The organism is Paenarthrobacter sp. A20 (genome assembly GCF_024168825.1).
In the GTDB taxonomy this organism is placed as follows: Bacteria; Actinomycetota; Actinomycetes; order Actinomycetales; family Micrococcaceae; genus Arthrobacter.
Genome location: NZ_JALJWH010000001.1, coordinates 2,322,153 through 2,335,350, shown reverse-complemented (window position 1 = coordinate 2,335,350; position 13,198 = coordinate 2,322,153). Strand labels below are relative to the sequence as shown.

General features: G+C 65.3%; 11 protein-coding genes and 1 CRISPR repeat array (1 of these 12 running past the window's edge). Of the genes, 7 read left to right on the top strand and 4 right to left on the bottom strand.

All coding sequences use genetic code 11. The annotated features are described in order from the left end of the window. Nucleotides 1–20: 20 nt before the first annotated feature. Nucleotides 21–692, bottom strand: a complete 672-nt coding sequence (locus J3D46_RS11035; protein ID WP_231341110.1) for a phosphonatase-like hydrolase — start codon at nt 690–692, stop codon at nt 21–23. Then, entirely contained in the window at nt 689–1,456 is a 768-nt protein-coding gene (locus tag J3D46_RS11030; RefSeq protein ID WP_159698217.1) for a GntR family transcriptional regulator, read from the bottom strand. The genes J3D46_RS11035 and J3D46_RS11030 overlap by 4 nt, the downstream gene beginning before the upstream one ends. Nucleotides 1,457–1,619: 163 nt before the next feature. On the opposite strand from J3D46_RS11030, the gene J3D46_RS11025 reads away from it, so the two are divergent. From J3D46_RS11025 to J3D46_RS11005, 5 genes are all read left to right on the top strand, one after another. After that, nucleotides 1,620–2,831 (top strand): TIGR03364 family FAD-dependent oxidoreductase, encoded by a 1,212-nt coding sequence (locus J3D46_RS11025; RefSeq protein WP_253467129.1) that lies wholly within the window; start codon nt 1,620–1,622, stop codon nt 2,829–2,831. 53 nt (nt 2,832–2,884) lie between these two features. Further along, a complete protein-coding gene (locus tag J3D46_RS11020) occupies nt 2,885–3,799 on the top strand; it encodes a phosphate/phosphite/phosphonate ABC transporter substrate-binding protein (protein WP_231341108.1) in 915 nt (304 codons plus the stop codon). Next, nucleotides 3,799–4,554 (top strand): phosphonate ABC transporter ATP-binding protein, encoded by a 756-nt coding sequence (locus tag J3D46_RS11015; protein ID WP_231341107.1) that lies wholly within the window; start codon nt 3,799–3,801, stop codon nt 4,552–4,554. Before J3D46_RS11020 ends, J3D46_RS11015 begins: the two co-directional genes overlap by 1 nt. Continuing rightward, the gene (gene phnE, locus J3D46_RS11010; protein WP_231341106.1) at nt 4,551–5,405 is read left to right on the top strand and encodes a phosphonate ABC transporter, permease protein PhnE; all 855 of its coding nucleotides are present in this window, start codon (nt 4,551–4,553) and stop codon (nt 5,403–5,405) included. Before J3D46_RS11015 ends, phnE begins: the two co-directional genes overlap by 4 nt. A gap of 140 nt (nt 5,406–5,545) precedes the next feature. Further along, a complete protein-coding gene (locus J3D46_RS11005) occupies nt 5,546–6,655 on the top strand; it encodes an FAD-dependent oxidoreductase (RefSeq protein ID WP_253467127.1) in 1,110 nt (369 codons plus the stop codon). Nucleotides 6,656–6,758: 103 nt separating this feature from the next. Here J3D46_RS11005 and J3D46_RS11000 read toward each other — a convergent pair whose 3' ends face one another. Continuing rightward, entirely contained in the window at nt 6,759–8,981 is a 2,223-nt protein-coding gene (locus tag J3D46_RS11000; protein ID WP_231341104.1) for an NADP-dependent isocitrate dehydrogenase, read from the bottom strand. A gap of 244 nt (nt 8,982–9,225) precedes the next feature. Between J3D46_RS11000 and J3D46_RS10995 the strand changes: the two genes are divergently transcribed. Then, nucleotides 9,226–9,813 carry a hypothetical protein gene (locus J3D46_RS10995; protein ID WP_253467125.1) on the top strand — a complete coding sequence of 196 codons (588 nt, stop codon included), beginning with the start codon at nt 9,226–9,228 and terminating at the stop codon, nt 9,811–9,813. A 76-nt stretch (nt 9,814–9,889) separates the two neighbouring features. Further along, a complete protein-coding gene (locus J3D46_RS10990; RefSeq protein ID WP_256491182.1) occupies nt 9,890–10,996 on the top strand; it encodes a hypothetical protein in 1,107 nt (368 codons plus the stop codon). 101 nt (nt 10,997–11,097) lie between these two features. On the opposite strand, the gene purH is transcribed toward J3D46_RS10990, so the two are convergent. Continuing rightward, a complete protein-coding gene (gene purH, locus J3D46_RS10985) occupies nt 11,098–12,768 on the bottom strand; it encodes a bifunctional phosphoribosylaminoimidazolecarboxamide formyltransferase/IMP cyclohydrolase (RefSeq protein ID WP_231343451.1) in 1,671 nt (556 codons plus the stop codon). Nucleotides 12,769–12,903: 135 nt separating this feature from the next. Continuing rightward, a CRISPR array of direct repeats spans nt 12,904–13,198; the repeat unit is 42 nt; unit sequence CGCCCCAAACCACCCACCACCCACGCACACCAGGCCCCACAA (it continues 39 nt past the right edge of the window).

Below are 13,198 nucleotides of genomic sequence, written 5' to 3'. Positions count from 1 at the left end.
GGCGGCGCCAGCGCCCGGCACTAGGACAGCAGCGCCGGGATGTCCTTCACGCCGTCCAGGATGTGGTGGTGCGGGTGCGCTGCGAGGTCGTCGCGGCCCAGCTTGCCGGTCAGGACACCGACGGCGGTGACGCCTGCGTTGTTGGCGGCGGCGAGGTCATTCACGGTGTCGCCGGCGGCGATGACGGCCCGGACGTCCTGCACGCCTGTTAGTTCCATGGCACGGTGGATCATGTGCGGCGCCGGGCGGCCCGCAGCTACTTCGTCGGAGCAGACGACGGCGTCCAGCAGGTTGTCGTCGCCGACGCCCCATCCCAGCCGCTCGAGCAGGGGCTCGGCGACGTCACGGGAGAAGCCGGTGGTGAGCGCCACCTTGATGCCCTGGCGGCGTAGTTCACGGAACGCGTCCTCCACGCCTTCCAGCGCTACGGGCGGGTTGGCGTCGTAGAACTCGACGAGCAGTTCCTTGAAGCGGATGAACGCCGCCGCCACCGTTTCAGCGTCCGCCGTGCCTCCGCCGGCTTCGATCAGCGCCGTGATGGCCTCCACCTTGTCCGCGCCCATCCATTCCTGGACAGCCTCTGGCGTGGTGGCCACGCCGGTCTCTTCAACGCAGCGGGCAAGGGCAACGTAGACGTCGCCGTGTTCGTCGATGGTGGTTCCGGCCATATCGCAGGCAACAAGGGTGATCATGGGGTGGCTCCTTCGGTATGGATGCGGACCAGGGCGGCCCGGCGTTCCACGGTGTTGTCGATGGTGAAGTTGGTCAGTGCCGGCAGGTAGCGGTCCTCGGAGTATTCGAGTGGCTGGCCGTCGCCGGAACGGGTGATGCGGCGTTCGCGCAGCAGCGGAATGCCTTCGGGTTGCTCCAGCAGTTCGGCGTCTTCATCGCTGGCTGCAACGGCGTCGATGGTGTGCCGTGCGCTGTGCAGATCCACGCCTTGCTCCTTGAGGAACGCGAAGATGGACCCTGAGTCGGTGTCGAAGTCGAATAGTTTCCGGCCTACATCCAGGATGAACGTGGTCCGCTCAATCATGGCCGGGGACTCGTCCAGGTAGCGGACCCGCAGGACTTCCACCACCGTGGTTCCCGGCACGAGGCCGAGTGCCTCGGCAGCTTCCGGGCTGGCTTCGCGTCGCGCGACCTCCAGGGTCCGCTGGCCGGGCTTCTTGCCGATGCCGCTGGCCCACTCGGTGAACGAGTTGAACGTGGAAAACGACTGCGACGGCACGGACGAACGAACCATGGGAGGACGACCCCGTCCTCCGGTCACTGCGCCTTCGGAACGGAGGAAGGCGAGCGCCTGGCGGATCGGTCCGCGCGAGGTCCCGAACTCCCGGCATAGCTCCGCTTCGCTGGGCAACTGGTAACCCGGGGGCCACTCACCGTCGGTAATGCGGCGCATGAATTCCTCGCTCAGCCTGACGTGGAGGGGTGCGTTCTGCTGTGTGCTCACCAGTTGATGATACAAGTCCCACTGGTTCGAAACGCTGGTTTTGAGCGGCTCTAGATGAATTTGGGGTGAACTGAAATGAACAGACGTTAAATTCAGATTAACTTGTATATACAAGTGCCATTTTGGCTTGATTCCCCTCCCCGTAGCCGTCAATGTCAGTGGTGTGAACAACCCAAGCACCTCCCCCACTCCCTTCAACAACAGCGCGAGCCAGCCCGCCGACGTCCTGATTGTTGGCGCTGGAATCGTTGGTTTGGCGCATGCCGCGCACGCTGTTGCCAACGGCCTGACCGTCACCATCATTGATCGCGACCACCACGCCGCGGGCGCCTCCGTCCGCAACTTCGGACACTGTTGCATCACTGCCCAGTCCGGGGAACTGTACGAACTCGCGCAGACCTCGCGGAAGTACTGGCTCGCGTTCGCCGAGCAGGCCGGTTTCTGGGCTTCCGAGGCCGGCGCCGTCGTACTTGCCCGCACCGAAGCCGAAATGAACGTCCTGCGCGAACTCTCCGCGGTCCGCGAGCCAGGCCAGGTGGAGCTGCTCTCCCCCGCCGGGACGCGGGAGCGGCTGGGTGCTGCGTCTGCTGAGGAAGCGCACGACGACGGTGGTGCTTCGAGCGCGGCATGGCCCGGCCTCGTAGGCGGCGCCTTCCTCCGGGACGACCTCCGCGTCGACCCCCGGACCACCGTTGCAAAGTTGGCCGACTGGCTCAGCCGGCAACCCGGCGTCGAACTTCACTGGAACACCGCCGCGCTGGGCTTCAGCCAGTCCACTGACGGCGTGACCGTCCAGACCTCGCGCGGTGAGCTTCGCGCCGGGCGGGTGTTCGTGTGCGTCGGCCATGACGTCGACTACCTGTACCCGGACCTGGCCGAAGAACACCGGATCCAGCGATGTGCCTTGCAGATGTCTTTGGCCGCGAAACCATCGGGCGTCGAGTTCGCCCCTGCAGTCCTGACCGCAACGTCCATGCTCCGGTACCCGGCGTTCACGGACATGCCCGCTGCTGCAGCCCTCCGTTCCGAGGTGTTGGAGAACCAGCCCGAGCTACTGGATGTCGGAGCCAATGTCATGTTCACCCAGCGCCCGGACGGCACCATCATCCTGGGTGACTCGCACCATTACCACCGCACGACCGATCCGTTCCTGGACGAAGCCGTGACCACCACGCTCAACACCGAAATCACGGGCCGGATTGGTGAACGGTTGGAGATCATCCAGCGATGGCAGGGCGTTTACGCGTCTTCCGACGTCGCACCGATCCTGGTCCGCGAGGTCCAACCCGGCGTCACGGTGGTGTCCGTGACCTCGGGCGTAGGCATGACCCTGTCCTTCGGCCTGGCACACAGCAACGTGTCGCGCCTGTACTGACTCACCTTGTACTGAATATCCCCGTTCTCCCCTCCCTTCGCATAAGGAATCCCATGAAAACCTCGCTCTTCACCGGCTCCGCCCTTGCCCTAACCGCGGCCCTCGCACTGACGGCCTGTGGCGGCTCAGCCCAGTCCTCGCCTGAGGCGACGTCGGCCACCTGCCCCAATGGTGAGATCAAGTTCGGCATCGAGCCCTACGAGGACCCGGCCAAGCTCAAGCCCGCCTACGATGTCCTGGCCGCGGCGTTGTCCAAGAAGCTCGAATGCCCCGTCAGCGTCCAGGTGGTTGAGGATTACGCCGCCGAGGTCCTGGCCATGCGCAACGGAAAGCTGGACCTGGGCCAGTTCGGTCCGCTGGGATATGTCTTCGCAGATGCCAAAGCCGGTGCCGAACCCCTGGTTTCGTTCGGCACCGCGGAGAAGGAACTGAGCACGTACACCGCCGGGATCTGGGTTCCCAAGGACAGCACCATCCAGGCCATCGGCGACCTCAAGGGCAAGTCGCTCGCGTTGGGCAGCGTGGGGTCCACCTCGGGTGACGTGCTGCCGCGCTTCGGCCTCCGCGAAGCCGGAATCGCCGACGCCGACATCAAGATGGACTACACGGGCGGCCACCCCGAAGCTTTGCTGGCCCTGACCAACGGCAAGGTGGATGCTGCCGAGATCAACTCCCAGACGCTGGCCACCGCGATCGCTGCAGGGACATTCAAGAAGGACGATTTCCGCCAGGTTTGGACGTCCGACCCCATCCCCAACGATCCCATCACCGTGCGGGGCGACGCCGATCCCGCCTTCAAGGCTGCCGTCAAGGACGCGTTCCTGAGCCTTGATCCCGCGGACGTGGCAAAAGTTGGGGAGTTCCTGGATGTCACCCCTCCGGGGCCGCTGCTGGAGGTCACCAAGGACAACTACACGCCGCTGTTCGACCTTGCCGAGACCATGGGCCTCACCGAGAAGGACCTGTAATGCCTCTCTCCGTCCAAGGCTTACGCAAGTCCTTCAGCGGGCGGACGGTGCTTCAAGGAGTGGACTTCTCCGTTGCCGCTGGCGAGCTGGTCGCTTTCCTGGGCGCCAACGGCTCCGGTAAGTCCACCACCCTCCGCTGCGTCATGGGCATCACGGAACCCGACGCCGGCAGCATCAGCATCGACGGTGCTGCACTGGATTCCCTGCAAGGCCGTGAGCTGCAGCAGGCGCGCCAGCGAATGGCCATGATCTTTCAGAAGATCCATTTGGTCCCCCGCCGCACGGCCCTGGACAATGTTTGCGCCGGGGCCCTCGCCCGGATTCCCACTGTGCGTTCGCTGTCGCCGCTCTTGTTCCCGGCCGATGTCCAGCAGGAGGCCCTCGACTGCCTGGACCGCGTCGGTTTGGCCGACCGGGCCTTCGACCGCGTTGGCCGGCTCTCCGGCGGACAGCAGCAGCGCGTCGCCGTAGCCCGGGCACTCTGCCAGCGGGCCGACGTCGTACTCGCCGATGAGCCGGTGTCCGCCCTGGACCCGCATGCCGCTGAGCAGGTCATGGCGCTGCTGCGCGAGCTCGCGCACTCCGAAGGGCTGGCCGTTGCCGCCGTCCTGCACCAGCCGGACCTGGCCCTGCGCTACGCGGACAGGTCCATCGGGCTGCTCCAAGGATCCATGACCTTCGACCTCCCCTCCACAGCGGTCACGGCCGAACATCTCGACACGTTGTATGCCCCGGACAGGAATATCGCAGCATGACACCCCAGACCCTGACCCCGGCCGTCGCCCGCCGGGACTCAACCGCAAAAAACCGAGTGGCACTTGTCCGCCCGAAGAAGCCCCTGCGGTGGATCACGACGGCGGCAGTGGCTGCCGCCGTCGTCGGACTTCACGCTGTGGCCATCGAGGGGACTGATTTCAAACCTGAGCTGTTGGTGGACGGTTGGAAGGGCATGGCCGCGTTCATCGGCGATGCGTTCCCGCCTGACCTGAGCTGGGAGAAGACACTGAAGCCTGGCCTGGAAGCCACGCTGGTGACCCTGTGGATCGGGCTCTTGGGGACGACGTTGTCTGTGCCGTTCGCCCTGCTCCTGGCTGCGCTGGCCGCCGAGAACACCAGCCCGCACCGTCTGGTATACCAAGGCGCACGGGCCGTGTTGTCGTTCTTCCGCGCCGTGCCGGACATCGTGTTTGCGCTGATCTTCGTGACGGCCGTGGGGCTCGGTCCCTTCGCCGGCGTGCTCGCCCTGATCTGCCACAACACGGGCGTGATGGGCAAGCTATGGGCCGAGTCCATGGAGGAGATCGACGCCGGACCGCAGGAGGCACTCCGTACCGCCGGTGCCAACCGGATCCAACAGGTAGCCAACGCCACACTGCCCATGGTGGTCCCCCAGTTCGTGGGCCTGCTGCTGTACCGCTTCGACGTCAACGTCCGGTCCTCGCTGGTCCTCGGCCTGGTGGGCGCGGGCGGCATCGGGCTCCTGATCAACCAGTCCATCAAGTCGTTCCAGTTCGACTCCATGCTGACGCACATCCTGATCGTGCTGGTGCTGATCATCGTGGTGGACCAGTTCTCCGCGTGGATCCGGAGGCGCCTGGCCGCGTAACGTGCGTCCCGCCCCAACTGAGTCGCAGCAGACGCCCTTTTGACCGCTCAAAAGGGCGTCTGCTGCGACCTACGTGGGTGAGGGGGCAGAATGGGAGGTGGCCCTGTTTGGGGTTGTTGAAGAGGGCGAATGGAGCAGGCATGCAGGTCGATGTTGTAGTTGTTGGCGGAGGAGCCATGGGATCGGCGGCCGCGTGGCAACTCGCCCGCTCGGGCCGCTCGGTGGTCCTGTTGGAGCAGTTTGAGGCCGGGCACCATATCGGCGCTTCGCACGGCGCCACCCGCAATTTCAACACCGCCTACGCCGAGGCCGACTACCTGGACCTCCTGGCCGAATCCAAGACCCTCTGGGACGAACTGGCTGCCGAGAACGGCGCGCCGCTGCTGGACCTGGTGGGGTTGGCGAACCATGGCAACCGCCCCCGTTTGAAAGAAGTCCGCGAGGCCCACGAGGCACGCGGCATCGAGAGCTACTTCATCTCCGCCGAAGAGGCCGCCAACCGCTGGCTGGGCATGAACTTCGCCACCGATGTCCTCTTCGTGCCGGGTTCAGGCCGGATCCGTTCCGCCGACGCACTGGCGGCGCTCCGCAAATCCGCCGAGGCCCACGGTGCGGTCTTCAAGTACTCGACGCCGGTCCGCGACATCCGCGTCGACGGCGCCGAATCGGTGGTGGTGGTGACCGAGGAGACCGAATACACGGCCAATCGGGTGGTGGTCACCGCCGGAGCCTGGACCCCCAAGCTCATCGGCAAGCTCACGGACCTGCCCGCGTTGGTGGTCACCCAGGAGCAGCCGGCCCACTTCACGCCGACGGACAACACCTTCGTGTGGCCGAGCTTCAACCACAGCCCGGACCCCGATCCCAACAACGAAGCCTACGAGTACTGGTACAGCCCGGTTTACGGCATGCTCACCCCGGGCGAAGGCGTGAAGGCCGGCTGGCATGGCGTCGGCCCCGTCATGGACCCCGACGAGCGCACGTTCGAGCCCATCCCCCACCAGATGGAAGCGCTGGTGCGGTACGCAGAAGAGTGGCTTCCCGGCGTCGACCCTTCCACCGCGGTTCCCATCAGCTGCACCTACACCACCACGCCCAACGAGGACTTCGTCCTGGACCGTTTCGGTCCCCTGGTGGTGGGCGCCGGGTTCTCGGGTCACGGATTCAAGTTCACCCCGGCGATTGGCCGGGTGCTGAAAGACATCGTCGACGGCGGCTTGGCACCGGAGCGGTTCCACGCGGACCGCTAGGAGTTTTTGTACAGATAATGCCCCCAAGACCGCGTCTTGGGGGCATTATCTGTACAAAAACTCGGAGCCCGGGCGCCCGTGAAAGGCACCCGGGCTCGAGGGACTACTTCTTCAGGTCCGCGAGGACCTTGTTGAACGTAGCCGACGGGCGCATGATCTCAGCGGCCTTGGCGGCGTCCGGACGGTAGTAGCCGCCCAGTTCGACGGCGGGACCCTGGACTGCGGCCAGCTCGCCGACGATTGCCTCTTCGTTGGAGGTCAGGGCTTCGGCAATTGCTGCGAAGTCCTGGGCCAACTCGGCGTCCTCGGTCTGCTTGGCCAGTTCCTGGGCCCAGTAGGTGGCCAGGTAGAAGTGGCTTCCACGGTTGTCCAGCTCGCCAACGCTGCGGCGCGGGGACTTGTTTTCCAGCAGGAACGTACCCGTGGCGCGGTCCAGCGTGTCAGCCAGGACCTGCGCGCGGGCGTTGCCCGTGGTGGTGGCAAGGTGCTCGAAGCTGACGGCCAGGGCAAGGAATTCGCCCAGGCTGTCCCAGCGGAGGTGGTTTTCCTTCACCAGCTGCTGGACGTGCTTGGGAGCGGAGCCACCGGCGCCGGTCTCGAACAGGCCGCCACCGTTGATCAGCGGAACGATGGAGAGCATCTTGGCGCTGGTGCCCAGCTCGAGGATCGGGAACAGGTCCGTGAGGTAGTCGCGGAGGACGTTACCGGTGACGGAGATGGTGTCCTCGCCCTTGCGGATGCGCTCCAGCGTGAAGGCCGTGGCGTCAACCGGGGAGAGGATCTTGATTTCCAGGCCCTCGGTGTCGTGTTCCTGGAGATACTCGTTGACCTTGGCGATGAGGTTGGCGTCGTGCGCGCGGGTCTCGTCCAGCCAGAACACGGCGGGAGTCTGGGAAGCGCGGGCGCGGGTAACGGCCAGCTTGACCCAGTCGCGGACCGGGATGTCCTTGGTCTGGCATGCGCGCCAGATGTCGCCAGGGAAGACCTGGTGCTCGGTCAGGACGGTGCCCTTGCTGTCCACGAGCTGGACGGTGCCGGCTGCCTGGATCTCGAAGGTCTTGTCGTGGCTGCCGTATTCCTCGGCTGCCTGCGCCATGAGGCCCACGTTGGGAACGGTGCCCATGGTGGTGGGGTCGAACGCGCCGTTGGCGCGGCAATCGTCCAGGACTACCTGGTAGATGCCGGCGTAGGAGCTGTCCGGGATGACTGCCAGGGTGTCGGCTTCCTTGCCGTCCGGGCCCCACATGTGGCCGGAGGAACGGATCATGGCCGGCATGGAGGCGTCAACGATGATGTCCGAGGGAACGTGCAGGCTGGTGATGCCCTTGTCGGAGTCGACCATGGCCAGTGCGGGACCGTCTTCGAGGCCCTTGGTGATGGCTGCCTTGACGCCTTCGCGGACGTCTTCGGGCAGGTCGTCCAGACCGCTGAGGATTGCTGCCAGGCCGTTGTTCGGGCTGATGCCTGCGGCGGCGAGCTGCTTGCCGTAGGTGTCGAACAGCTCGGAGAAGTACGCCTTGACGACGTGGCCGAAGATGATGGGGTCCGAGACCTTCATCATGGTGGCCTTCAGGTGTGCGGAGAAGAGGACGCCCTCTTCCTTGGCGCGGGCAACCTGTGCCTTGAGGAACTCGTCCAGGGCGTCGGCGCGCAGGACGGTGGCGTCCACGACTTCGCCGGCCAGGACGGGGAAGTCCTTTTTGAGGACCTTGGTGGTGCCGTCTTCGCGGACCAGCTGGATGCTCAGGGAATCGTCGGCCTTGAGGACCACGGACTTCTCGTTGGAGCGGAAGTCGTTCGTGCCCATGGTGGCAACGTTGGTCTTGGAATCAGCGGACCAAGCACCCATGGAGTGCGGGTTCTGGCGGGCGTAGTTCTTCACCGACAGGGGTGCGCGGCGGTCCGAGTTGCCTTCGCGCAGCACCGGGTTCACAGCGGAGCCCTTGATCTTGTCGTAGCGCGAGCGGATGTCCGTCTCGGTGTCCGAGGAGGGGTTGTCCGGGTAGTCCGGGAGGGCGTAGCCCTGGGCCTGGAGTTCGGCGATGGCAGCCTTGAGCTGCGGCACGGAGGCGCTGATGTTGGGCAGCTTGATGATGTTGGCTTCCGGCTGCTTTGCCAGTTCACCAAGTTCAGCCAGGGCGTTGCCTGTGCGCTGCTCTTCGGTCAGGAAATCGCCGAAGACGGCGATGATGCGGCCGGCCAGCGAAATGTCGCGGGTCTCCACCTCTACACCTGCGGTTGAGGCGTACGCTTCCACAATCGGCAGGAATGAGTAGGTTGCCAGCATCGGCGCTTCGTCTGTGTGGGTATAGATAATCTTGGCCATTGGCGGGGTTCTCCCTGAAAGTCTGCAGATTTCAACATCTCCTAACTTACCCGAGCACGCCGTTTTGACGGCCCTTCGTGTCCGGGATCACGTGTTCGTTACCACCCCGGGAAAGCGATTTACGCCCGACGGCGACCTGACCGCCGTCGCTGCCGACCGGCGTCGGGCGTCGACTGCCGTGGTTTCTGCGGGCTCCCGGGCGCGTCAGTATCGCATTCCAAGCAAAACCGAACATAGTGAAACCATGACCCGCACGAACCGATCCTTCGCCCGGGCTGCCGTCGTTGCCGGGATTCTTCTCACCCTGACCGCTTGCACCGTTCCCGCGCCGTCACCACGGCAGACCATCCCGCACGACGCCGGCACGGGCCAGACGCTCGCGGAAGCCCGCGAGGCCATCGACGCCGTCCCCGGGATCTTGGTTACCGACTTCGCCGGAGGGGGTCCTCCGAATGTGAAGGGCAACACCGGGTACTCCGTGGCGTTCGAGATTGACCCCGGATACGCCGTCCTCCACGGCGACGTGCTGGTGGATTACATCGTCCGGAGCACCTGGTCCGTGGGCGAGGGCTACATGCCGAATACGCAGATCCAGATCAGCGCAAGCACCGCTGACGGGGAGCCGCTCTTCGACCTGGCGTCCGCCGCCACGGGGTCGGGCTGGATCCCGCCCCTCAGCCGTGACCCCTCGCAGCACAGCACCGTCGTCATCCCGCTCAGCGCCGATGGCTCCGAGGGCGCGCGGAATCTCTCACTGCTCACACAGGACGGTCAATGGCCGGGTGTTGTGCCGGAGCCCCTCCCGGGCAATGTCACCGCCAAAAACGACTAACGTTTGCACCGGTTCAACCGCACGCCAAAGGGACCCCGCCACTTGACGAGGAAGTGACAGCAAATTATCACAAACTATGAAACATCTCTTTACAAACTTGTCATACGTTCGATACCTTCAATTCCGTCAGTCGGCGGTCGCCATCACTGGCCGCCTCACTCCCTCGATAGGTAGGAACAACGTGACAAAAACCAAGACCCTGGCCACAAGCCTGCTGAGTCTGTCCGCTGCCGCAATCCTGGCGCTGGTCGGCACCACCAGCGCCAACGCGGCTCCGGTAAACACCACAGACTCCAGCAGCGCTGCGGTCAGCAGCCACACAGTGTCGGACGCCGGCGCTGCAGACTACTGGACGCCGGAGCGCATGAAGACCGCCCAGTCCGGCGAAATCCTGGCCGCCAAGGCACTGGATCGCGGCAAGCTCCTCAACCTCGGCAAGGCCCCGGTCACCGAAGCCCCGGGCGCCGTCAGCAGCATCGCCGGCCAGCAGGCCACCACCGAATCCAAAACCATCGATCGCAAGGTCAACCAGAGCGAAACGCCGGTCAAGCACATCGGCAAGATCTTCTTCACCCTGGGCGGCTCCAACTACGTCTGCTCCGGCAACTCGGTCACCGCGGCCAACAAGAGCACCGTGTCCACCGCCGGACACTGCCTCAATGAGGGCCCGGGCGCCTACGCCACCAACTTCGTCTTCGTTCCGGCGTACCTCAACGGCGCAGCACCCTACGGGAAGTGGACGGCAAAGGCGCTGTACGCCCCCACCCAGTGGGCCTCCAACGGCAACATGCAGTACGACACCGCGTTTGCTGTCATGAACACCCTCAACGGCCAGAAGCTCGCCGACGTCGTAGGCTCCTCCGGCGTCCAGTTCAACGCCGCCCGCGGCCTGAGCTACAAGTCCTTCGGTTACCCTGCAGGCTCGCCCTTCAACGGTGAATCGCTCAAGAGCTGCTCCGGCACCGCCACCAACGATCCCTACAACCCGCAGTTCGCCACGCAGGGTATCCCCTGCAACATGACCGGTGGTTCCTCGGGCGGTCCGTGGTTCATCGGCAACAGCTCCTCCGGCTACCAGAACTCCGTGAACAGCTACGGCTACGGCAGCAACTCCAGCACCATGTACGGCCCGTACTGGGGCACCGTGATCCAGTCCACCTACAACACCGCGTCGGCTTCGTAACCGATTTAGCAAGTCCCTGTTAACAACGACGGCGGCCGTCCCCTACTGGGGGCGGCCGCCGTTTCGTTGTGCTGCTATGGCCCTCGCGGGCTGTACCTCTTCTAGTGGAAGAAGTGGCGTGCGCCGGTGAAGTACATCGTGATGCCGGCAGCGTTGGCTGCGGCGATGACTTCCTCGTCGCGGACCGAACCGCCCGGCTGGACGACGGCACGGACACCGGCGTCGATCAGGATCTGCAGGCCGTCAGCGAACGGGAAGAACGCATCCGAGGCTGCAACGGCACCGCGGGCACGCTCAGGTGCGTCTGAACCGCTGGCGTTGGAGGCACCGCCGGCACCTTCGACGTCGGACTCCACCTGCACGCCCAGCGTGTTGGCGCGTTCGACGGCCAGGCGGCAGGAGTCCAGGCGGTTGACCTGGCCCATGCCGATACCCACGGCGGCACCGTGGTCGGCGATCAGAATCGCGTTGGACTTCGCGGCGCGGCACGCGGTCCAGGCGAAGGCCAGGTCCGCCAGGGTTGCCCCGTCAGCTGCTTCGCCGGCTGCGAGGGTCCAGTTGGCGGGGTTGTCGCCGTCGGCGTCCACCTTGTCGCTCATCTGGACCAGGACGCCGCCGGAAACCTGGCGCATTTCGGCCGGGTAGCGGCCGTAGCCCTCGGGAAGGGCGAGGAGGCGGATGTTTTTCTTCTTGGAGAGGATCTCCACGGCTTCCGGCTCAAAGTCCGGTGCGATGACAACCTCGGTGAAGATGCCGGCAACGGTCTGAGCCATTCCGGCGGTCACTGTGCGGTTCGCCGCGATGACGCCGCCGAACGCGGAGACGGGGTCGCAGGCGTGGGCCTTGGCATGGGCGTCGGCGATCGGGTCCGCAGCATCAGCCGAACCGACGGCGACACCGCAGGGGTTGGCGTGCTTGATGATCGCTACTGCTGGCTCGGCGAAGTCGAAGGCAGCGCGGAGGGCGGCATCGGCGTCAACGAAGTTGTTGTAGCTCATGGCCTTGCCGTGCAGCTGGTCGGCCTGGGCGATGCCAGCCGGGGCAGCCTTGTCCACGTACAGCGCGGCCTGCTGGTGCGGGTTCTCGCCGTAGCGCAGGACCTCGGAACGTTCCAAGGCGAGGCCGGCGTAGGCGGGCCAGTCAATGATGCCGTCGCCGTCTTCGTCGAGGAACTGGCTGGCGGTCCAGGTGGCAACAGCATTGTCGTAGCTGGCCGTGTGCGCAAAGGCCTTGGCAGCCAGGCGGCGGCGGGTGTTCAGGTCGAAACCGCCGTGGGCTGCGGCGTCGACTACTGCGCCGTAGAAGTGCGGGTCCGTGACGATGGCGACGGCGGCGTGGTTCTTCGCGGCCGAACGCACCATGGCGGGGCCTCCGATGTCGATCTGCTCCACCACGTCATCCTGCGCTGCGCCGGACTTCACGGTCTCGACGAACGGGTAGAGGTTCACCACCACGAGGTCGAAGGTTTCGATCTCCATGCCGGCCAAAGTGTCCATGTGTGCCGGGACGCGACGGTCGGCCAGGATGCCGCCGTGCACGCGCGGGTGCAGGGTCTTGACGCGGCCGTCCAGCATTTCCGGGGAGCCGGTGACTTCTTCGACTTCCTTGACCGGGATGCCTGCGGCGGCGATCTTCTTGGCGGTGGAGCCGGTGGAAACAATGGCGACGCCGGCTGCGTGCAGGCCCTTCGCGAGCTCCTCCAGTCCCGTCTTGTCGTAAACCGAGATCAGTGCACGGCGGATGGGAACACGGTCAAGCTGCGTCAAGCTCACAAAAGTCTCCGTCTTAGTTCGCGTAGATGTCGCGGGTGGTATCGCGGGTGTGGGGATACGGAGAGTTTATCGTGTTTCGTGGTTGGTCCGGTTTTGCGTCTTTGATGCCCTTGCTACGTTGCGCGGCCCGCTCTGCGCCCCAAACCACCCACCACCCACGCACACCAGGCCCCACAAGTCGCACCCCTACGTTGCGAGGCCCGCTCTACGCCCCAAACCACCCACCACCCACGCACACCAGGCCCCACAAACTAACCCCCTACGTTGCGAGGCCCGCTCTGCGCCCCAAACCACCCGCCACCCACGCACACCAGGCCCCACAAGTCGCACCCCTACGTTGCGAGGCCCGCTCTACGCCCCAAACCACCCACCACCCACGCACACCAGGCCCCACAAGTCGCACCCCTACGTTGCGCGGCCCGCTCTGCGC